The organism is Streptomyces sp. NPDC088354 (assembly GCF_044753585.1).
Classification (GTDB): Bacteria; Actinomycetota; Actinomycetes; order Streptomycetales; family Streptomycetaceae; genus Actinacidiphila.
In genome coordinates this window covers 36,358-56,816 of the sequence record NZ_JBIVNJ010000030.1, presented here as the reverse complement: position 1 = coordinate 56,816, position 20,459 = coordinate 36,358, and the positions used below count along the sequence as shown (strand labels likewise).

General features: G+C 73.0%; 21 protein-coding genes and 1 pseudogene. 9 read left to right on the top strand and 13 right to left on the bottom strand.

Annotated elements, in window-relative coordinates; genetic code table 11:
• Window positions 1-25 precede the first annotated feature (25 nt).
• Window positions 26-1,015, top strand: coding sequence for an ArsR/SmtB family transcription factor (locus ACIP98_RS31505; protein ID WP_401979123.1), 990 nt, complete (start codon window positions 26-28; stop codon window positions 1,013-1,015).
• Window positions 1,016-1,029: 14 nt separating this feature from the next.
• Here ACIP98_RS31505 and ACIP98_RS31500 read toward each other — a convergent pair whose 3' ends face one another.
• From ACIP98_RS31500 to ACIP98_RS31490, 3 genes are all read right to left on the bottom strand, one after another.
• Window positions 1,030-1,512, bottom strand: a complete 483-nt coding sequence (locus ACIP98_RS31500) for a hypothetical protein (protein WP_401979121.1) — start codon at window positions 1,510-1,512, stop codon at window positions 1,030-1,032.
• 241 nt (window positions 1,513-1,753) lie between these two features.
• Entirely contained in the window at window positions 1,754-2,659 is a 906-nt protein-coding gene (locus ACIP98_RS31495; RefSeq protein ID WP_319662316.1) for an NAD-dependent protein deacetylase, read from the bottom strand.
• Between the two features lie 97 nt (window positions 2,660-2,756).
• Window positions 2,757-3,005, bottom strand: coding sequence for a hypothetical protein (locus ACIP98_RS31490; RefSeq protein WP_401979120.1), 249 nt, complete (start codon window positions 3,003-3,005; stop codon window positions 2,757-2,759).
• Window positions 3,006-3,210: 205 nt separating this feature from the next.
• Between ACIP98_RS31490 and ACIP98_RS31485 the strand changes: the two genes are divergently transcribed.
• From ACIP98_RS31485 to ACIP98_RS31475, 3 genes are all read left to right on the top strand, one after another.
• A complete protein-coding gene (locus tag ACIP98_RS31485; protein WP_401979119.1) occupies window positions 3,211-4,158 on the top strand; it encodes an LLM class F420-dependent oxidoreductase in 948 nt (315 codons plus the stop codon).
• A gap of 50 nt (window positions 4,159-4,208) precedes the next feature.
• Window positions 4,209-4,829: a DUF309 domain-containing protein gene (locus ACIP98_RS31480; protein ID WP_401979118.1), complete on the top strand. Its 621-nt coding sequence runs from the start codon at window positions 4,209-4,211 to the stop codon at window positions 4,827-4,829.
• Between the two features lie 127 nt (window positions 4,830-4,956).
• Complete coding sequence (locus tag ACIP98_RS31475; protein ID WP_401979116.1) at window positions 4,957-5,616, top strand: GntR family transcriptional regulator; 660 nt, start codon at window positions 4,957-4,959, stop codon at window positions 5,614-5,616.
• 24 nt (window positions 5,617-5,640) lie between these two features.
• Here ACIP98_RS31475 and ACIP98_RS31470 read toward each other — a convergent pair whose 3' ends face one another.
• Window positions 5,641-6,540: an NAD(P)-dependent oxidoreductase gene (locus tag ACIP98_RS31470; RefSeq protein ID WP_401979115.1), complete on the bottom strand. Its 900-nt coding sequence runs from the start codon at window positions 6,538-6,540 to the stop codon at window positions 5,641-5,643.
• Window positions 6,541-6,665: 125 nt separating this feature from the next.
• The gene (locus ACIP98_RS31465) at window positions 6,666-6,869 is read right to left on the bottom strand and encodes a hypothetical protein (protein ID WP_401979166.1); all 204 of its coding nucleotides are present in this window, start codon (window positions 6,867-6,869) and stop codon (window positions 6,666-6,668) included.
• Between ACIP98_RS31465 and ACIP98_RS31460 the strand changes: the two genes are divergently transcribed.
• A complete protein-coding gene (locus tag ACIP98_RS31460) occupies window positions 6,814-7,380 on the top strand; it encodes a patatin-like phospholipase family protein (protein ID WP_401979114.1) in 567 nt (188 codons plus the stop codon). The two genes, ACIP98_RS31465 and ACIP98_RS31460, sit on opposite strands and share 56 nt — an antisense overlap.
• Window positions 7,381-7,452: 72 nt before the next feature.
• Here ACIP98_RS31460 and ACIP98_RS31455 read toward each other — a convergent pair whose 3' ends face one another.
• The 7 genes from ACIP98_RS31455 to ACIP98_RS31425 all read right to left on the bottom strand — a co-directional run bounded on the left by ACIP98_RS31455 (window position 7,453) and on the right by ACIP98_RS31425 (window position 16,139).
• Window positions 7,453-8,058, bottom strand: coding sequence for a TetR family transcriptional regulator (locus tag ACIP98_RS31455; protein WP_319662322.1), 606 nt, complete (start codon window positions 8,056-8,058; stop codon window positions 7,453-7,455).
• Window positions 8,055-9,548, bottom strand: a complete 1,494-nt coding sequence (locus ACIP98_RS31450; RefSeq protein ID WP_401979113.1) for an MDR family MFS transporter — start codon at window positions 9,546-9,548, stop codon at window positions 8,055-8,057. Before ACIP98_RS31450 ends, ACIP98_RS31455 begins: the two co-directional genes overlap by 4 nt.
• A gap of 85 nt (window positions 9,549-9,633) precedes the next feature.
• Window positions 9,634-10,509: an SDR family oxidoreductase gene (locus tag ACIP98_RS31445; RefSeq protein ID WP_401979111.1), complete on the bottom strand. Its 876-nt coding sequence runs from the start codon at window positions 10,507-10,509 to the stop codon at window positions 9,634-9,636.
• A 160-nt stretch (window positions 10,510-10,669) separates the two neighbouring features.
• Window positions 10,670-11,443: a phosphatase PAP2 family protein gene (locus tag ACIP98_RS31440; RefSeq protein WP_319662325.1), complete on the bottom strand. Its 774-nt coding sequence runs from the start codon at window positions 11,441-11,443 to the stop codon at window positions 10,670-10,672.
• A gap of 34 nt (window positions 11,444-11,477) precedes the next feature.
• A complete protein-coding gene (locus ACIP98_RS31435; RefSeq protein ID WP_319662326.1) occupies window positions 11,478-12,431 on the bottom strand; it encodes a YihY/virulence factor BrkB family protein in 954 nt (317 codons plus the stop codon).
• Between the two features lie 40 nt (window positions 12,432-12,471).
• Window positions 12,472-14,202: a diacylglycerol kinase family protein gene (locus ACIP98_RS31430; RefSeq protein ID WP_401979109.1), complete on the bottom strand. Its 1,731-nt coding sequence runs from the start codon at window positions 14,200-14,202 to the stop codon at window positions 12,472-12,474.
• Window positions 14,203-14,630: 428 nt separating this feature from the next.
• On the bottom strand, window positions 14,631-16,139 hold the full coding sequence (locus tag ACIP98_RS31425; protein ID WP_319662328.1) for an FGGY family carbohydrate kinase: 1,509 nt from the start codon (window positions 16,137-16,139) through the stop codon (window positions 14,631-14,633).
• Window positions 16,140-16,295: 156 nt separating this feature from the next.
• Here ACIP98_RS31425 and ACIP98_RS31420 point away from each other — a divergent pair, with 156 nt between their 5' ends.
• The 4 genes from ACIP98_RS31420 (at window position 16,296) to ACIP98_RS31405 (ending at window position 19,741) form a co-directional block, all read left to right on the top strand.
• The gene (locus tag ACIP98_RS31420) at window positions 16,296-16,736 is read left to right on the top strand and encodes a MarR family winged helix-turn-helix transcriptional regulator (protein WP_319662329.1); all 441 of its coding nucleotides are present in this window, start codon (window positions 16,296-16,298) and stop codon (window positions 16,734-16,736) included.
• A 131-nt stretch (window positions 16,737-16,867) separates the two neighbouring features.
• Window positions 16,868-18,526, top strand: a complete 1,659-nt coding sequence (locus ACIP98_RS31415) for an MFS transporter (protein ID WP_401979165.1) — start codon at window positions 16,868-16,870, stop codon at window positions 18,524-18,526.
• A 76-nt stretch (window positions 18,527-18,602) separates the two neighbouring features.
• The gene (locus ACIP98_RS31410; protein ID WP_319662330.1) at window positions 18,603-19,172 is read left to right on the top strand and encodes an isochorismatase family protein; all 570 of its coding nucleotides are present in this window, start codon (window positions 18,603-18,605) and stop codon (window positions 19,170-19,172) included.
• A complete protein-coding gene (locus tag ACIP98_RS31405) occupies window positions 19,169-19,741 on the top strand; it encodes a YbhB/YbcL family Raf kinase inhibitor-like protein (protein WP_319662331.1) in 573 nt (190 codons plus the stop codon). Before ACIP98_RS31410 ends, ACIP98_RS31405 begins: the two co-directional genes overlap by 4 nt.
• Before the next feature lie 79 nt (window positions 19,742-19,820).
• On the opposite strand, the pseudogene ACIP98_RS31400 reads toward ACIP98_RS31405, so the two are convergent.
• Window positions 19,821-20,406: pseudogene (locus ACIP98_RS31400) on the bottom strand (cadmium resistance transporter).
• Window positions 20,407-20,459: the final 53 nt, after the last annotated feature.

The following is a 20,459-nucleotide window of genomic DNA, read 5'->3' as shown; positions in this document are numbered from 1 at the left end:
CTATCGTTTCGGCAGGAGGCGAAAGATGACCCTGCTGCGGATGAGTTCCCTGGCCCTGTCGCGGTCCCGGTTCGCGCTGTCGCCGCTCGCCGAGACGCTCGCGTCCATGATGGTGCTGGCCGCCCCGTACGCCGACCCCTGGCTGGCCCCCTGGCACGCCCGTCATCGCGGCGCGTTCCTTGCCGCTCTCGACGCCGACCCCTTCGCCAAGGGGCTGGTCAGGCTGCTGGGCTCGACCAAGTGGATGCCCGCCCACGTCGTGCTCCCGCCCGCCGGCGGCATGCGCACCGTCCTGGACGACGAGCTCGCCCATGTGGCGACCATGCCCGACGCCCAAGTGCGGGCCGAGCTGGAGGAGTCGGTGGCGCACAGCTGGGAGCAGCACGCGTTGGACCAGTGGCTGAGCGGACGCAACTGGGCCGCCAGGACCGCGGACCTGTTCCGCTCCACCTGGACCGCTCATGTCGCGCCCGACTGGCCCCGCCGCCGGGCACTGCTGGAACGGGACGTCACCTACCGGGCCGGGCTGCTCGCCGCCTACGGCTGGCCCCGCGCCCTGGAGCAGATGAGCCGCCGCAGTGCCTGGGTCGGCACCGACGCCGTCCGCTTCAGCGACCGGCCCTCCCCGGACCGCTTCGTCGGCGAGGACGGCATGCAGTTCATACCGATCGCCGCCATCTCCGCGGGCACGTGGCTGTGCGAGGCGCCACCGGCCTCCTACGCCCTGGTCTACCCGGCCCGCGGCAGCGCCGCCACCGACCCGCGCCCCGAACCCGGCCAGGCGCTGGCGCGCCTGATCGGTACCGGACGCGCCGCCATCCTCCACGAACTGAGACGCCCCGCCACCACCAGCGAACTCGCCGCCCAACTCGGCCTGTCGCTCGGCACCGTGGGAGGCCACCTGACCGTGCTGCGCGACGCGGACCTCGTCACCGGGACGAGGATCGGCAGACGCGTCGTCTACCACCGCACCACGACCGGCGACCTGCTCGCCGGCCGGCACCAGGACCCATGACGTCGGTCCGTGACTCAGCCGCTCTTCGCCGCCTCGACGGCGCGCCGCAGGCTCTCCTTGAACGACTCCCCATCGGGGTCGCCGCCGAGGGCGAGGTGCAGCGACCCGGCCTCGGACTGGTGCGACCAGCGGGCGAACACCGACACTCCGGTGTCGTGCGCCCAGCGCGGATCGACGTCGGTGACCGTGATCCCGTCCAGGCGTGCGGAGTGTGCCGTGACACTGCCGGTGTTCCCGACGGCAACCGCGACCAGCAGATGCCGGGGCAGCACCACGGCCGCCGTCAGTGTCTCGGGCAGGGGCCTTCCCCCGAGCAGTCGCCCGACGCCGGTTCGGCGCCGGGGCACGCTGCGGGTCTCCACGCAGCAGACGGCGGTTGCCGTGACGTCACCGAGCAGTTCGCCCTCGGCCTCGGCAAGGATCGCGGTCCGCAGCCCGGAATCCAGATGCCCGACCGCGCACCCGCGGCTCGAGCGGTCGTACAGCTGCTCAGCCATCCGCGCATCGTAGCTCCGCCACAACTCCCGTGCGGCCGGAATGCCCTGGCCTTCCGCGCTCGGTGGCAGGCCACCCGGACGACCCGTCCGCGCCGGCTGTGCCGACTCGGTTCCCTTGGTCCCCGGTCATCCCGGCAGCGATGGGGAACACCCGTGCGATCGCCGCGGCGGTTCGGCATGCGCGCCTGAGAGGGCCGGCACCATCAGCGGGGCGTGGCCGGCGTCCGGGCGTCTCCACCGGTCAGCCCGCCTGAGCGGGCTGACCGTCGACGGGGATGTCCAGGCGGCCGGCCACCGTGGTGAGCGCTGTGCCCAGCGGGAGCGCGACGCGGGTGCGGGCGTACCGGTCGCCGCGGGTCGCGTCCCGGTTGACGATCAGCACCGGCTTTCCGGCCTCGGCCGCCTGCCGGACGAACCGGAGCCCGGACATCACCGTCAGCGAGGAGCCCAGGACCAGGAGCGAGGCCGCCTCGGTCACCAGCGCACGGCAGTGCTCGACCCGCCCCGGCGGAACGGCCTCGCCGAAGAACACCACGTCGGGTTTGAGCACGCCGCCGCAGACCGTGCACGGCACCACGTGAAAGTCCCGTACCTGGTGGTCGGTGAGGTCGGCGTCGCCGTCCGGGTTGATGCCCGCGGCCACCGGTTCGAAGCCCGGATTGGCCTCCTCCAGCCGCCGCGCGAGCTCGCGGCGCGGGCTGAGGGCGCCGCAGGAGAGACAGACGACCCTGGCCAGGCTCCCGTGGAGTTCCACGACCGCTTCGCTGCCGGCGGCCTGGTGGAGGCCGTCGACATTCTGCGTGATCGCGCCGGCGAGCAGGCCGTGCCGTCCGAACGCGGCCACGGCGCGGTGCCCGGCGTTGGGCAGGGCCCGGCCGAAGGTCCGCCAGCCCAGGTGACTGCGCGCCCAGTACCGGCGCCGGGCCTGGGCGTCGGCGGTGAAGTCCTGGTAGGTCATCGGGGTGTGCCGGCTCAGGCTGCCGCCCTCGCCCCGGTAGTCGGGGATGCCCGACTCCGTGGAAATACCCGCCCCGCTGAGGACCAGCACGCCCCCGGTGCTCAGCGCCTCGGCGACCGGTTCCAGGTCCGTGGTGCCGGGCGGTAGGTCCTCGGTCGGGGTCCAGCTCAAAGTAGGGCGCATGCGCATGCCGCCAGGGTACGGAACGCACCGCCGGTGCACGTTTCCCCCTGCCGGGCGCGGGCCCCCCTGTGGCTGCCCCGGGGGGTAACCACGACCGTACGGGTCAGCCCCGCGGCCGGGGAGGGGCCACGTGGCCGGCCCGGTTCCCGGAGGCCGTGTCCTCGGCCGGCTCGTCGGCCGTCCGGTCCAGGAGGAGTCGCAGCGATTCCGCGGAGGCGCTGCCGGGCTCGGCGGTGTGGACCACGAGGGCCTGTGCGGGGTCGTCGGCCACCCGCAGCGTCTCGTAGGAGAGGGTGAGGTCCCCCACGACCGGGTGATGGAAGCCCTTGGTGCCCGAGGTCTTGTCCCCCACCGGGCTGCCGCCCTGTCCATGCGCTGGAGGAGTCGACGCTGGTCATGAACCAGGAAACCAAGATCCCCCCAACCTCTTTCAGAGACCCGAGTCGATCGTGTGAGACTTGTTGTACAGGTCGCACGCCCGACCCGATCGGCCCTCCGGGCATGCCCCGCAAGCTCCTCCGTTCCATCACCCCCTATGCGACGAGGAAGTACCGGCCATGGGCCAGGAAACCGCACGTCCCACCGATGCCCCGGGAGGGTCCCGCCCCGCCGGCGGCCCGCCCGTGGACGGACTCAAGGCCGCTCTCGGGCCCTTCGGGATCTTCAGCCACGAACTGCGCTCCGAGGACCCGGCGCAGCAGGACCGGATCCGCCGGGCGGCCGCCGACGTCGAGAACCTGGGATTCGGCGCCATCTGGCTCGGCGGCAGCAGCAGCGTGCGCCACGCCGCCCACCTGGCCGCATCGACGGACCACGTCGTGCTGGCCACCGGAATCCTCAACATCTGGTTCGAGGACGCCCACAGCGTCGCGGCGCAACGCGCCGACCTCGAACGGAGCGACCCCGGCCGGTTCCTCCTCGGCCTGGGCGCGAGCCACGCCGCACTGGCCCGCGACTACCGGCGCCCCTACTCCACGATGGTGGAGTACCTCGACGCCCTCGACGCGGCCGCCCCGCCCGTCCCGGCCGACCGCCGCGTCCTGGCGGCGCTCGGCCCGAAGATGCTGGGACTCTCCCGCGACCGGGCCGCCGGCGCCCACCCCTACCTCGTCACGCCCGAGTACCTCGAACAGGCCCGCGGCATCCTGGGACCCGAGCCCCTCCTGGCGCCCGAGGTCACCGTCGTCCTGGACGACGATCCGGCAACGGCCCGCGCGACCGCTCGCGGCTTCCTCGGCTACTACCTCGGACTCCCCAACTACGCCGCCAACCTCAAGCGACTGGGCTACACCGACGACGACCTCGCCGACGCCGGAAGCGACCGCCTCGTCGACGCCCTCGTCGTCCGGGGCACCGACGACACCATCCACCACCGCCTGCGTCAGTTCCTCGCCGCAGGCGCCGACCACCTGGCCCTCCAGGTCATCACCGCAAGCGGCGACTCCGAGCCGCCGCTCCCCCAGTGGCGCCGCCTCGCCGCCCTCACCTCCGGGCTCACCCGCTGACCTGAGCACGGGGACGGCGTGCCCCGAGCGCGCGGGGCGACAATGAGGTCATGAGCGATGAGCCTTGGCACCAGGGTGGCGAGCCGGCCTGCATGCTGCATCTGGTGTGTCCCGCGTGCGGCCGCGTCCGGGAGCGGCCGGGCAGCGCTGTCTGCGAGCACTGCGGGGTGCGACTCGCCGAGGAGACAGTGGCACTCGGCGACGAAACAGGCGGACGCGCGCGGGACCGTGACAGCGCCGGCCGGGCGCGCAACGCCCGGCCGAGGGACGGCCTGGGCAGGCCCCTGCCCTACGGCGCCGAAGGGGTCACCAGGCAGCCCGAGGGAGTCGTCCGCTCCCCGGAGGAAACCCTGCGGGAAGCGCAACGGCTGCTCGACGCCGGAATGCCGTTCCATGCCCACGAGGTACTGGAGGACAGGTGGAAGGCCTCGCCGGACGACGAGCGGGCCTTGTGGCGCGCACTCGCCCAGCTCGCGGTCGGCCTGACGCACGCCGCGCGGGGCAACGCCAAGGGCGCCTCGGCTCTGCTGTCCCGAGCGGCCGACGGCCTCGCCCCGTACGCCGGCGCCTCCCCGTACGGTGTCGACGCCGCCGCGCTGGTGACCTGGGCGCGAGCACGGACCGGCGGGCGGGACGGCATACTGCCGCCACCTCCGTTGCACCGGCGATGAGACGAGCGCCGGGCTCGGAAAGCGATCCGGATCCACTTCTCACCCGTCGTCCGTGGGTCGATACTCTGCCCAGCGCCGGATGAGGGTCCACGCGCTGAGGCCGTCGGAGAGGCCAGTGGAGGCCGAGATGCTGTTCAAAGGGCTGCCGCAGGGGTCCCTGCCCAGGCTGGAGCGCCCGGGACCGTTGCGCGAGCGGGTGTACGAGACGTTGCTGCACCTGATCGGCTCACGGTCACTGCCGCCCGGCACGCACCTGGTGGAGAGTGAGCTCGCGACCCGTCTCGGGGTCTCCCGGCAGCCCGTGCACGAGGCGTTGCAACGGCTCGACGCCGAGGGATGGGTGGACCTCCGTCCCGCGCAGGGTGCCTTCGTCCACGAGCCGACCGGGGAGGAGACCGACCAGCTCTTCGTCGTCCGCACGCTGTTGGAGACCGAAGGAGCGCGGCTGGCCGCGGTCGGCCCGTCGGCCGAGGGACTGCAGCGGCTCGACGAGCTGTGCGCGACGGGCGAGGCCGCGGTCGCCGCCGACGACGTGGACGCGGTGGTGGCGGCGAACGCCACGTTCCACGCCTGCGTCATGGAACTGGCGGGGAACGCCGTGCTCGCGGAGTTGGCGTCCCGCGTCGAGCACAGGGTCCGCCGCTCCTACACGCCCATCGTCCGCCAGGCGTGGGTGGAGCACCGCGAACTGGTCGCGGCTATCGCCGCACGCGATGACACACGTGCCGAGCAGGTCATGCGCGCCCACACCCAGGACGCCAGAACGCGCTTCCCCCCGAGGTCGTAGGACTGTCGCCCCGGCGGTGGGAGGTCACGCCGGGGGCTGTGCCGGGTGGCGGAGCAGCCTCCCGGCCTTCTCCTCGAGCAGGGCCACCGCGAGCAGTTCACCGTCGGCGGGACCGTAGTGTTCGAGTGCCTCCTCATGGAGGCGGCGAACGGTGTCGGCTATGGCGTACGGCGTACCGAAGTGCGCCGCCAGGGCCGTCACCGCGGCGAGTTGGTCACGGATGTGGTCCAGGCCGAAACTGGCGAGGTAGTCGCCGCCGAGAAGGGCGGGCAGATCCCGCCGGATGAACGCGGTCGAGGCCGGGCTCTCGGCCAGGACCGCGGTGAGCACGCCCAGATCGATACCCGCGCGATCACCCAGCAGCAGCGCCTCGGCTGTGGCTGCCGCCTGGCCGAACCACAGGAGGTTCACCAGCAGTTTGGCGGTGTAGCCGGTGCCGAATCCCCCGAGGTGGGTGATGCGGTCGGCGACCGCGGACAGGAGCGGGCGATGACGCTCCAGGAGAACGGCGTCACCTCCGGCGAACAACCGCAGCCGTCCCGCGGCGGCATCCGCGGGAGAGCCACCGATGGGGGCCTCGAGGACGCCGACTCCGCAGGCGGTCGCCCGGTCCCGGCAAGGAGCCGCCGCTGTCGGCGTGTTGCTGCTCATGTCGATCCAGACGGCCCCTGGCGCCAGCGCCTCCAGCACACTGTCCTCGATCGCCTCGGCCACCTCGGCCGGCCCTGGCAGCACGGTGAGCAGCACCTCCGCCCCGGTCGCCGCGGCCAGGGCTGAACCGGGCCACCGGGCCCCGCGGGACACGACCGCCTCCCGGCGTTCGGGCCGGACGTCGAAGGCCCGGACCTCGTGTCCCGCGCGGACGAGATTGCCGCACATGGGTTCACCCATGCGCCCCACACCGAGAAGGCAGACCGTCGACACAGGCGGATGCTATATCGGTCGAACGCCACCACTCCCACGAGGTCGGTCCCGCCTCCAACGCCGTCCCGACCACCCGGCGCCGGGCCCAGGCACGACGGCCTCGTCCGGGCCTGCGAACGGTGGCGTCACAGGTGGTACGGGTACAGGCTGACGCTGTGCCGCGCGACGCGGACCCCCACCCACGTGGCATCGGCGCCCTGGGGCGGTGGCGGGTCGGCGAGGTCGAACAGGATCGATGCGGCACCCGCGTCCAGAAAGGCCGCTCCGTCCACGGTGAGGTGCAGTCGGCCGCGGAGAACGATCCGGTCCGCCTCATCTGACGCCCTCACGGGCCGGCCCACCGATCTGCACGGGCAGATCCACGACCAGGCCGGCTTGCAGGCCGCACTCCTTGCGTCGGCCGCCATGCCGCTCCTCGCAGGCGAACCCATCGAGATCAACGGCCGATCCTTCGTCGACGCCGGTGTGAGCGAGGCGGTGCCCGTACGGACCGCCGTGGCGCAGCGGGCCACCCACAGCGTGGCACTCCGTACGCGGCGTGCGGACGAGACCGCGTCCGCTCCGTCCGCCGTCCAACGCCTCGTGATGTCGCGCTGGTTCGCCCGGCGCGCACCAGGAGCCCTCACGCCGTGGCTGCAGCGTGAGGCGGTCAGAGGGGAGGAGGAACGGATCCTGGCCTCGCATCCCACGACCCTGCAGATCCGCCCGCCCCTCGGCAGCACGGCGATCGGCCAGACGGAGCGCCGCCCGGATCCGCTGCGCATGGCGGTCGACACCGGCCGGCAGGCGGCGCTGGACGCACTGGCGGGCTGCTGCGACAAGCCGCCGGCAGTGGGCTGAGTCGACGCTTCGCGAGGGTGGCGGGCCGGTCACCGGCCCGCACCTGGAGCCACCCCGCCTGCCACCCGGTGGTCACCCGGCGCCGGGTGTCAGCTGAGCCTGCACCAGGGGCCCGTACCGCGCGACGAGGTCGTCGGTGCCGGACTCCCGCATGACCGGACCCCGCGCGATGCCGTACATGACGCCGAACCCGAGCAGCGCGCCCAGGGCGAGCTCCGCGCGCAGCCCGGCATCGGGGCCGGGCAGCCGGCGGGTGAGCCGCTCGGTCACCTGGGCGTGGAAGTTGGCGCGCAGGACGTCCCCGGAGTCGCTCTGCAGGGACGCGAAGACGATCCGCAGGACGGGGTCGGTGCCGTGGTGGCGCTGGGTCTCCAGCACATGGCGGACCATGTGGTGGCCCAGCCGGTCGAGCGGCGCGTCCAGCAGTGCTTCCGCGTCGCTCTCGAAGGACAGCACCCGGGCGAACAGCGCCTCCTTGCTGCCGAAGTACTTCAGGACCAGCGGGGGGCTGACGCCCGCCCGTTCGGCCACCGCCTTCAAGGTGATGTCGGCGTGCGCCTGCCGGGCGAGGAAGTGGCGCACGGCCCGCAGGATCGCGGCCTTGGTCGCCTCCGCGTCCCGGCGCCCGCCAGGGCCGGCGCCGTGGGAGGCAGCGCCGTCGGAAGCGCCGGCGCTCACGCGTCCTCCATGGTCTGGGTCCGGGTCGGCGCCACCTGCCCGGCGCCCCGCCCGGCTCGGCGCTCCGCACGGTCGCCGGGGATGGACAGCGCGGCGCCGATGGCGGCGACCGCGACGACGCCTGCCAGGGTGAAAGCAAGCTGGTAGCCGGGGAGGGTCGGCACGGGTATGCCCGCGACCGGGCTGGTGTGGTGGACGAGTACGGCGGCCACCGCCGCGCTCGACGCGGCCTGACCGATGGTGCGCATCAGCACGTTGACGCCGTTGGCGGAGGCGCTCTGCTCGGCCGGCACGGCTCGCAGGATCAGGGTGGGCAGCGCCGAGTAGGCCAGCGTGGTGCCGCTGGAGATCACCGTCGCCCCGACCAGGATCACCCACAGGTCGCGGCTGTCCACGACGCGGATCACGTAGCCGAAGGCGATGACGGCAGCGCCGAGGGCCAGCGTGATCCGCGGACCGCGGGCGGCGGAGATCCGGGCCGAGACCGGTGACAGCAGCAGCATGGTCAGGCCCGCGGGCAGCAGGCACAGGCCGGTCTCGAAGACGGTCAGGCCGAGGCCGTACCCGGTCGCCTTGGGCGCCTGGACCAGTTGCGCGGTGACGAGGGAGTTGGCGTAGAAGGCGAAGCCGGTGAGCATCGCCGCCACGTGCGAGAGCCCGACCCGGGGGCGGGACGCCAGGCGCAGGTCGACCAGCGGATGCGCGCTGCGCAGCTGCTGGAGCCACCACAGCGCGAGGACGATCACCGCAGCGACGAACAGTCCGACGATGCGGCCGCTGACCCACCCCCACTGCCCGCCCTGGGACACGCCGAGCAGCAGGCAGATCAGCCCCGCCGCCAGCCCCAGTGCCCCGACGACGTCGAACCGGCCGCTCCCTCGGTCCGGCGAATCGGCGATCGCCCACCAGACGCCGGCCACACCCAGCGCGCCGAGGGCGCTGGTCAGCCAGAACATGGTGTGCCAGTCCGCGTACTGCACGACCAGCGCGGCGAGCGGCAGGCCGAGGGCGGCGCCGATGCCGACCGTGGAGCTCATCATCGCGACCGCCGAACCCCGCCGCTCGGGTGGCAGTTCGTCACGCAGCACGCTGATCGACAGCGGCACCACGGCGGCCGCGGCACCCTGCAGTGCCCGGGCCGCGATCAGGATCCCGATCTGCGACGACAGGGCGCACATCACCGAGCCGAGGGTCATCAGGGCCAGGGCCCCCGCCAGAACCCGGCGCTTGCCGTACAGGTCACCGGCGCGGCCGAGCACCGGGGTGAGCACGGCGCCGGACAGGAGGGTGGCCGTCACCATCCAGGAGACGGCACCCGCCGAGGAGCCGGTGAGCCGGGGCAGGTCCGGCAGCAGGGGGACGACCACGGTCTGCATGACGGCCATGAGGATGCCGCCGAAGGCCAGCACCGGCACGGTCATACGCTTGCGCAGACCGTCCGGGACGCGCCCGGTACTGGTCGTGTCGGGTATCGGGGCGGGCTGGGCCATCACGTCTCCAGACGAGCCGTACAGTCGGTGAATCAGAATTCACCGTAGCGGGTGAATTCTGATTCACCAACACGGCCGTGCCCTGCTACGTGACCGGCGCGGGCACCGCGGCTGCTGCCGGCGCCGTCGAATCCGGCGCCCCGGCGCCCTCGACGAAGGCACGGGCGGCCGCGAGTTCGTCGCGCGCCGACTCCTCGATCGCACCCGCGATCGCGTAGGCGTCCGCCCCGATCGGCACCCGCACCGGTGCCGCGTCCGCCGCGATTAGGCGCAGGACATGGGCGGCGAACAGCTCGGGGCGGCTGAGGGCGGGGTTGTCCTCCATGCCCCGCAGACCCGCGCGCACCTCCCCCGTGCCCTGCGCGTAGGCGGGGATACGGGTGGCGGTCTCGGCCAGGGCGGTTCCGTAGCCCGTCGCGAACTGGCCCGGCTGCACCACGCTCACCCGGATCCCGAACGGGGCGACCTCCGCCGCGAGCGCCTGACTCATCCCCTCCAGCGCGTACTTGCCCGCCACGTACGCGGACAGGCCGGGAAAGCCCATGCGGCCGGCCAGCGACGACACGTTGACGATGTGACCGGAGCCCTGGCCCCGCATCAGCGGGAGCGCCAACCGGACCAGGCGCCACGGCGCCACGGCCAGGACCTCCAACTGCGCGCGCAGTTCGTCGTCGGCCACCTCCTCCACGGCACCGAACAGGCCCGCCCCGGCGTTGTTCACCAACACGTCGAGTCCGCCGAAGCGTGCGACGGCATGGGCCACCGCCGCCTGGCACTGCCCGGGATCGCACACGTCCAGGGCCGCCGTCGTCACCCGGTCCGGGAACCGGGCCGCCAGGTCCTGCACGGACGAGGGATCGCGGGCCGTCACCACCACCAGGTCACCGGCCGCGGCGACAGCACCCGCCAGCGCCCGCCCCAATCCCGAGGAACACCCCGTCACCAGCCATCGTCGCGTCATGCGTCCCCCGTCGCCCACGGTCACCAATACGGCCGGGAGCCCGGCCGCCCGCGTCGATCGTGGCAGGCGGTCCGCTCCGGCCACAGGAGCGCACAGAGGCAGCAGCGGGGGCGCGCCGGGGGCGCGGGCGCGCGTCGCCCATGCCGCCGGGCCCGGACGTTCAAGGCCGCCAGGTGTCGGACGGCGGTTCGGGGCGGGACCGGGTGAGTTCCGGCTCCAGCCCCTGCGCGGGCGTGGTGAAGGGGCGTCCGACATCGGCGCGCCAGGCCTGGAAGGTGAGTGTGGTCGCGGTGACGACGACCAGGCCCAGCAGCCAGCCGCCCACCACGTCGCTGACCCAGTGCACGCCCAGGGCGACCCGGGTCCAGCCGACGCCGACGACCGTGATTCCGGCCAGGGTCCACGGCAGCGGGCGCCAGGCCCTTGGCACCACGGGAAGCAGAGCCAGCAGCAGCACGGCGCAGGAGGTGGTGGCCGTCATGGCGTGGCCCGAGGGGAAGGAGAAGCCGGGAGCGTGGGCGACCGGGTCCGGCAGGTGGGGGCGGGTGCGTTCCACGGTGTTCTTGGCGAGCAGCCCGGTCAGTCCGCCGGCGACGGCGGTGACCGCGGCCCAGACCGCGAGCCGCCAGGCCCGGCGGGTCAGCAGCCACACCGCCAGCGCGGCGACGAGCGTGCGCAGGGTCACCGGGTTCCAGACGACGTCGGTGAGGAACCGCAGGGCCTGTACCAGGCCGGGATGGTCCAAGGCCGTACGGTGCAGGTGGCCGGCGGTGCCCTGGTCCAGGCGGCGCAGTGGCGGCCATCGGGATTCCACGAGCAGCACGGCGAGAGCGAAGGGCACCGCCGTGATGGCGGTGACGGCCGTGGCGGCCGCCAGCCGGGCGCCGAATCGGGCGTCGGGTCCGAAGTGGCGGGTGAAGTGCGGTGTCGTCATGGGCGCGGACTCCTTCGCTGTCTCGGGCGGGCCGTCACACACCGGGGTCGTCGCCGGCTGGTGGCGCCACGCCGGCTCGCATCGCCTCCAGTTGCGCGGCGAACGCCAGCCCGAGGAAGAGCGCGACCGACGTGAGATAGGACCACAACAACAGGGCCACGAAGGCACTCAGCGGCCCGTACATGCTGGTGAAGGATCCGCTCGCTCCGACGTACAGGCTCAGGGCCCAGGTCGACGCGCTCCACAGCAGCAGGTAGACCGTCGCCCCGAACGCGAGCCAGGTGTAGCCGGGTTGGGCACGGCGCGGTGAGCGGCGGAAGATCGCGCTGGTGGCGAGCATCGCGAGGACGATGCCCAGCGGCCAGCGCAGCACGTCCCAGGCGTGGGTGGTGGCGGTGCCCAGGTGGTAGACCTCGGCGAGAGCACGGGTCAGGTCGGCGCCCAGCACGGTGAGGACGAAGCTGAGGCCCAGCGGCGCCCCGGCCAGCACGGCCATCACCAGCCCGCGGCTGTACTTGCGGAGGAAGGGGCGGTCGCGTTCCACGCCGTAGATGCGGTTGGCCCCGCGTTCGACCTGGCACAGCCCGGTGGTGACGTTGACGACGGAGAACAACAGCCCGAGCCACAGAGCCGCCTGGCCGCCGCTGTCGGTGTGCTGGTGGCTTTGCCGCAGGGCGTCGTCGATCACGTCCTGGCTGGGGCCGCCGGCGATCCGGCGGATGGTGATTTCGGCGACTCGGCCGATGTCGTCGGTGTGCAGGACACCGGACAGGCCGATCATGGCGATGGCCAGGGGGACGATCGACAGGACCGTCTGCAGGGCCAGCGCCCGGGAGTGGCTGAATCCGTCGGCGTAGCGGAACCGCACGAAGGAGTCGCGCATCAAGGGCCAGCCGCCGTAACGGCGCAGTGCGGCCCATGCCTCGTCGCCGGACAGTTCGTCGCCCCGCACGTCGGCTCGTTGCGGGACGCGGGTGGCTGTACCCATCGTTCTCCTTGGTGGCGGTGGCGGTGGCGGTGGGAGCAGTTCAACTGCCGGAGGTGAGGGCGCGATCGCCGGGTGTGCGGGCGTCGGCAGGCACGGGGGCGGCGGGACGGGTGGCGGGGAGATGGACGCGCAGTGCCGCCGGTTGCACCTGGATGGTCAGCCGGGTGCCGTCGGCGACGACGTCGCCGTCGAGTTCGCGTGCCTGGGGAGTGGCGAAGGCGATGTCGATCCGCCGGGCCCGGTAGTACTCCAGTGCCCCGTGGGCCACCAGCGGTCGGGTCGTGGCGCCGGTACCGCGGCGCTCGGCACGGCGGTGGGGCAGCATGCGCGCTCCGAGATATCCCGCGGCAGCCACCCATCCGACCGGGCCACGGGGGTTGAGCAGCACCAGGTCCAGGAATCCGCTGTCGGGGCGCGCCCGGGGCAGCAGCGGCAGCCCGCCCTGGAGGGTGCCCACATTGCCGATGAGGACCATCCGCGCCCGGCGACGCAGCACCGGGCCGCCGTCCAGACGGAGCGTCAGGCGCATCCGCGGGTCGGCCAGATGACCCATCCCCGAGAGGACATAGGCGCTCCAGCCCAGGCGCGCCTTGAGGCGGTCGGACGCGTCGCGCACCATGGCGGCGTCGAGGCCGGCACCCGCCATGACGGTGAAGCAGGTGGCGGGCAGACCGTCGCCGTCCACCCGACCGACGTCGATGCCGGCGGGCTCCCCGGCCAGCGCCTGCTCGAGCGCGGCGGCCGCATCGGTGGGCAGGCGGAGGTTGCGGGCCAGCAGGTTACCGGTGCCGCAGGGCACGACCGCCATCGCGGTGCCGGTGCCGACCAAAGGGCCCGCGCAGGCACGTACGGTGCCGTCGCCTCCGCAGACCACGACCAGCGCGGTCCCGGGCACCGCGGCCAGAGCCTCCAGCCCACCGTCGGGGCGCTCCGCGGTGGTTGACGTCCAGTGCTGGTCGGTGTAGCCGTGGCGGCTCAGGACGGAGCGGACCTTCGCGGCCAGCTCGTCAGGGCAGGCGTACGGATGCCGTACGACGACGACCCGGCGGCCGCCCGGGCCCGCGTCGGCGGCCGCGGCGGCGCGGAGACGGGAGTCGGGCGGCCGGAGGGTGAACCCGCGGGCAGGCGGCACGGCCCGGGTCATGACGAACAGGGTGCAGGCTCCGTTGAGGAGACCGCCGATGACGTCACTGGGGTGGTGCATCCCCGCGTACAGCCGGGAGACCGCGGCAGTGGCCGGGACGATCAGCAGCGCCGCGGCCGACGGCAGCCTCCACGGGCCACGCAGAACGGTCGCCGCGAGCAATGCGAGCCCCCCGTAGAGAGCGAGCGCGGCGCCCACGTGCCCGGAGGGAAAACTCGAGGTCGGCGGGGCGTGCTCCAGATGCACAACATCCGGACGGGACCGGTTCACACACACGGTGACCAGGACGAAGACCGCCGACTGCGCGGCCACCGCTCCCCCGAGGAAGAGCGCCTCGCTCCACCACGGGCGCCGCGGGAGCACGAGCAGCGCCACCACACAGACGCAGGCCACCGCGATCACGCCCTGCGTACCGGCGATCGTCGACACTGCCTGCGAGGCGGCGTCGCCCACCTCGGTGCGGTGTGCGGCCAGAGCCCGGTTCACCCCGTCCTCCACCGACAGCGGCCGACCGGCCGCCCACGGTCCGGTGACCAGCGCGCCCAGGCCCACGAGCAGCGCCCACTGCAGGGGCAGCAGCAGGAACCACCGCGGCCGGATCATGGCCGTACCGCTATCAGTCCTCATGGAGGGCGTCTTACCCGCACTCGTCAGGTAATGGCGGTCCCTGCCCCCGGGCTGCGAGGCCACTGCCGCCGGCGCCCGAGTTGCGCAGGGCGGCGCCGGCGATGCCGCAGGCGAAGGTGGTGAGGCAGCGCGCCGTCAGCCCGGCTCGGTGTGCGGAGGCAGGGCTCCCCCGTCGACGGCACGCCGGAACCGTGCTCGGTGCGGGCGCAGCCGTGCATCGTCAGCGCGACCTGAACGCCCGGACCCGCGGGCGCTCCAGGTCGGAACGACTTCTCCTCGGTGCCGAAGGTTGCGTCCAGGTGCCCTTGTCGAGCGGTGTGGGCTCGTAGGCGCACGGCGCGGCGCACAAACCGTGAACAAGCGCAGGTGCCCCGGTCACCGCCCGTCCACTCGCCCGCGGCAGTCCGGCCGGCTGCCCCGGACGGCCATCACCCCCCGGTCCCGGGCCCGTTCGGAGCCGAGTGTCCCCAGCCCTCGCGCTGGAGCCGCGCCAGGGCGTGGACCGTGTCGTGTGTCGCCGGATACAGGTCCCGGTACAGGCGGTGCAGCCTGTCGTACGCCGCTCCCGCGGCCGCGTCCGGTACACATCGCTCACGTACGGGGTTCCACGTCGCGGTTGCCGCGTCATCGGTCAGCCGGGCGGCGAGCCGGGCAGCCCCGTAGCTCGCGCCGACCGTGACGGTGGGGATGTCCTGGGGCAGTCCGGTGACGTCGGAGACGATCTGCGTCCACAACCCGCCCCGCGTGCCCCCGCCGACGGCGACGACCCTCTCGACGCCTGCACCCGCCTGCCGCATGGCCTCGATGTTGTGGCGCACACCGTGCGCTGTGGCCTCCAGCGCGGCCCGGTAGAGGTCGCCGCGGGTGTGCTCGACGGTGAGACCCGCGATCACCCCGCGGGCGTCCGGGTCGGCGATCGGGGTGCGCTCGCCGGCGAAGTACGGGAGCATCGCGAGGCCGCGGGCACCGACGCCGCTCTCTGCGGCCTCCGCCAGCAGCACGTCGCGGCCGGGCGAGCCGAACAGGCCCCGCATCCACTCGGTCACCGCTCCGGAGGTGGCCATGCCGCCGGCCAGTGAGCGGGTGCCGGGGAAGGCGCCGGCCGTGCTCCACAACTCGGGTACGCGCAGGTGTCCGGCGACGGTGGCGATCAGGAACATCGTCGTGCCGTACATGAGCATCAGGTCGCCCGGCCGGGTCGCGTCGACGCTGACGGCCTCGGTCCAGGCATCGACGGTCCCGGCGAGCACCGGCGTGCCCTGCGCGAGCCCGGTCGCCGCGGCCGCCTCGGCCGTCACCGTTCCGGCCTGGTCACCGGGCCAGCACAGCTCGGGCAGTTCCGCGTGCGGCCACACCGCGCGCACCCACGGGCGGTACCAGTCCTGCGCCCGGGCGTCGTAGAACGGGACGGACTGGCTGGCCGAGTGGTGGTCGAGCACATAGGCACCGGTGAGCCGGTGGGCGAGAAGGGAGGCCGGCATGAACAACCGCCGGGCGGCGGTGAAGACCTCCGGCTCGTGTTCGGCCACCCAGGCCACCTTCGGCCCCACCGCCTGGGTGGACAGCACGCTTCCGCACCGGTCGAGGACGGCCGCGCGGCCGAGCTCTTCGTCGAGCCGGGCGATCTGGGCCACGGCCCGCGTGTCCACACCGTAGAGGATGGCCGGCCGCAGCGGCCGGTTCGAGGAATCGGCCAGGCAGACGCACGGGCCCATGCCGCTGACTCCGACCGCCTCCACCCGCCCACCGGCGGGCAGGAGTTCACGCGTGATGCCGCGGAATTCCCGCCACCACACCTCGGGATCCATCTCGACGTGTCCCGGTCGCGGGCGGGAGACGGTGTGCGTGCGCACCGCGGTCGCGATCACCTCGCCGGAGGCGTCGACCAGGACGCCCTTGCTGCTGGATGTGCCGATGTCGACACCGAGAAAGGTCACACCCCACGGTAGGGCGACCGGGCCCGGGTGCCGACTCCCCGTGTCTGCCGGGACTGGCCTCGGTGCCGGCGAGCGCCGCCACCGCGCCGCCACCGCATCACCGTGCGGACGGTGGGGCGAATTCCCTAAGGCAGGTTGATAAAGTAGCCTTAGCATATGAACGATGATCTGGACCCCGCCACGGTCGCCTCGGCCCTGCTGGCGAGCCTCAGCGTGCTCTTGCGACGGGTGCGTCAAGTGCCCGTCGAAGGCGGGCTCACGATGCCGGAGCGGACCGCGCTGTCGCATCTCGAACGCTCGGGCCCCACCACCTCCTCCGCACTGGCCCGGGAAGTCCAGATCACCGCACAGGCCATGGGAGCGACGCTCAGCGCCCTGCGGGTCCGCGGCCTGGTCGAGCGCCGCCCGGACCCAGAAGACGGCAGGCGCGTGGTGCTGACGGTGACCGGCGCCGGCCTTCAGGCGCTGAAGGACAAGCGCAACGCGCGGACCGAACTCCTCGCCCGCGCCCTGACCGGCGGCGCGTTCACCGCGGCGGAACTGGAGCAGCTCGCCGCGGCGGCCCCGCTGCTGGAGCGGCTGGCCCGGAACATCTGATGCCGGACGGAGAACCGAACCCGGAGGAAAGCCCGTTGATACCCGACCCTCCCGAAGCGCACACCGCCCGCCGGGCGGCCGGCGACCGGTACAAGTGGACGGCGCTGACGAACACGACGGCAGCCGTCTTCATGTCCGCGCTGGACGGCTCGATCGTGCTGATCGCGCTGCCGGCCGTCTTCCGCGGCGTGCACCTGGACCCGCTGGCTCCGGGCAACATCGCCTACCTGTTGTGGATGATCATGGGCTACCGGCTGGTCCAGGCCGTGCTGGTGGTCACGGTGGGCCGTCTGGGAGACATGTACGGCCGGGTCCGGATCTACAACTGCGGATTCGCGGTCTTCTCCTTCGCCTCGATCCTGCTGTCCTTCGACCCCTTCGACGGGGGCCACGGAGCGATGTGGCTGATCGCCTGGCGCGTGGTGCAGGCCGTCGGCGGCTCGATGCTGACGGCGAACTCCGCCGCGATCCTGACCGACGCCTTCCCCAAGGAGCAGCGCGGCTTCGCCCTGGGGATCAACCAGGTCGCGGGCCTGGCCGGGATGTTCATCGGCCTGGTCGCCGGAGGACTGCTGTCGGCCTGGGACTGGCGGGCGGTGTTCTGGGTGAACGTGCCCGTCGGCGTGTTCTTCACGGTGTGGGCCTACCGCACCCTGCGCGAGACCGGCACACGAGGCGGCGGCAGGATCGACTGGTGGGGCAACATCACCTTCGGGGTGGGCCTCAGCGCGACCTTGATCGCGGTCACCTTCGGCCTGCAGCCGTACGAAGGCCACACCATGGGGTGGACCAACCCGCTGGTCGACGGGCTGATCGTCGGCGGACTGGCCCTCCTGGCGGCATTCGTCGCCGTCGAGAGACGCGTTCCCGCGCCGATGATCCGGCTGGGCCTCTTTCGCCAACGGGCCTTCACCTTCGGCAATCTGGCAGGCCTGGCCATCTCGATCGGCCGCGGCGGGATGCAGTTCGTGCTGATCATCTGGCTGCAGGGCATCTGGCTTCCGTTGCACGGCTACGACTACGGCGACACTCCGCTGTGGGCCGGCATCTTCATGCTGCCGCTGACCGCCGGATTCCTCGCCGCGGGCCCCGTCTCCGGGTACCTGTCGGACCGGCTCGGCTCCCGGGGCCTGGCCACCGGCGGCGCGCTGCTGTTCGGCGCCAGCTTCCTGGGCCTGATGGTGCTGCCCATCGACTTCAGCTACTGGATCTTCGCCCTGCTGATCGCGCTCAACGGGATCGCCAACGGCATGTTCGCCTCCCCCAACTCCTCCTCGATCATGGGCAGCGTTCCCGCAGACCTGCGCGGCGTCGCCTCCGGTATGCGCGCCACATTCCAGAACTCCGGCACCGCCGTGTCGATCGGCGTGTTCTTCTCCCTCATGATCGCCGGACTGGCCGGCAGCCTCCCGCACACCCTCACCGCCGGCCTGCGGGAGCAGGGCGTACCGGCCCACGTCGCCACCCAGGTCGGCAGCCTGCCACCCGTCTCGTCCCTGTTCGCCGCCCAGCTGGGCGTCAACCCGATCCAGCACCTGCTCGAGCCCAGCGGCACCCTGGCCCACCTGACCGCGGCGCAGCGACAGAGCCTGACCGGACGCGAGTTCTTCCCGGGCCTGATCGCCGGCCCCTTCCACTCCGGCCTGGTGATCGTGTTCGCCTTCGGCGCCACCCTCGCCCTGCTCGCCGCCATCGCCTCCCTCCTCCGCGGTGCCGGGCCCGCCACCCCGTCCTCACGACCGCGACCGGCCTCCACCGGTGACGCCGTCGCCCTGCGGCCGAAGGCCTGACAGGGACGCCGGACGGCTGAGACCGCCACGCCTCCGACCTCGCAACCAGCCGACCTCCACAGGAGCAACCACCTCCATGACCCTCACAGCGATCGACCCCCGGTCCGCGCTCGTCGTGATCGACCTGCAGAAGGGCATCGTCTCCGCCCTCGACGATCCCGCGGTCACCGACGCGGTCGAGCACGCCGCCCATTTGGCCGCCCAATTCCGCCGGCACACCCTGCCCGTGGTCCTGGTCAACGTCACCGGACGCGCCCCCGGACGGACCGAGGACGGACGGCCGGGGAGCAGAACGGCCGCACTGCCGACCGGCTGGGCCGACCTCGTCGACGAACTCGACGTCCAGCCGAGCGACCACCTGCTCACCAAGCGGCGCCGCAGCGCGTTCCACGACACCGGACTCGACACCCTCCTGCGCGACCTGGGCATCACCCAGATCGTGCTCGCGGGGATCTCCACCAGTTCAGGCGTCGAGTCGACCGCACGCTCGGCGTCCGACCACGGCTACCACGTCGTCCTGGCCACCGACGCGATGACCGACCCCGACGCAGAAGCCCACCGCCACAGCGTCGAGCGCGTCTTCCCCAGGATCGGCGAGACCGCCACCACCGCCGAGGTGGTCGACATGGTCGAGGCCACACGATGACCCTGCTCGGCCGGCTCCTGAACAACCGCAGAGCGGGCGAGACCCACACGGCCTGGAACCTGCCCAACCTGCAGGGCCCCGAGCTGCTGACGCTCACCAGCCGGCACTTCGCCGACGGCGGCTCCCTACCGCTGGAACACTGCGCGAAGCACATAGGCGGCGCCGACCGGTCCCCTCACCTGGCCTGGGCTCCGCTCCCACCCGGCACCGCACAGCTCCTGCTGGTCGTCGAGGACATCGACGTCCCCCTGGCCAAGCCCGCGGTCCACTGCACGGCCCTGATCGACCCGGCAGCCGGACACCTGGAGCCCGGTGCCCTGGCCTCGCGGCAGCCCGGCCCCGGGGTGCGGGTGCTGCGTTCCACCATCGGCCGGGGCTACCACGGTCCCGCGCCCATCAAGGGCCACGGGCCGCACCGCTACGTCTTCGAACTGTTCGCCCTGTCCGCCGCCGTGGACGGCACACCTGACACCACGCCGGTGGACCGGGCACGGCCCCGCGCCCTTCTGGGCGCCGTCACCGCCCCCGTACTCGGCCGCGGCCGACTCACCGGCGTCTTCGAACGCTGACACCGGGGCCGGGCCGCCCTCCGGGCAGCGTGCTGTGCGTTCTCCGGCGCAGCCTGAGAACGCACAGCACGGGACCGGGTCACAGGCCGAAGGCTCCGCCTTCCACAAGGATGAGCAGGCCGATGGCGACGAGAACCAGCGGCAGCAGGACGTGACCCCCGCGGGCGAGGCCCCTGGAGACAACCGGACGGGTCGCGAACCAGCGGCCCGCGAAACACCACACCGCCACCAGCGCCAGGAACACCACGGCGTACACGCTCATCCCGCCGACGCCCGCGGTGGTGAGGACGGGAACGTAGACGCCGATGTTGTCGCCGCCGTTGGCGAAGGTGACCGCGGCGACCTCCAGCGGGCCCGGACCGCTCCCCCCGGCCCGTGTCCTCTCCTTCGTTCCGCCTCGCGGCGGCCCTTCCACGCCTGCCACGCGGATGTGAGGCCCAGCGCGACCGGCAGCAGACCGAGGTAGGGGACGGCGGACCCGGGCAGGAGCGTGGCGCCGAACGCGGCCGCCACGGCGACAGCGAGGATCGCGGTGAGCCCAGGTACTGACCGAGCACGATGCGGCCCGTGGAGCCGCGGTGTCCGGCGCCCTGGGCGAAGAACAGCGCCAGTACCAGGATGTCGTCGATGTTGGTCACGGCGAACAGCCCGGCCGCCTGCCCGATGACGCCTGGACTCTCAGGTGGGTCGTCTTCCTCTCGGAGCCGGGGACCAGGCG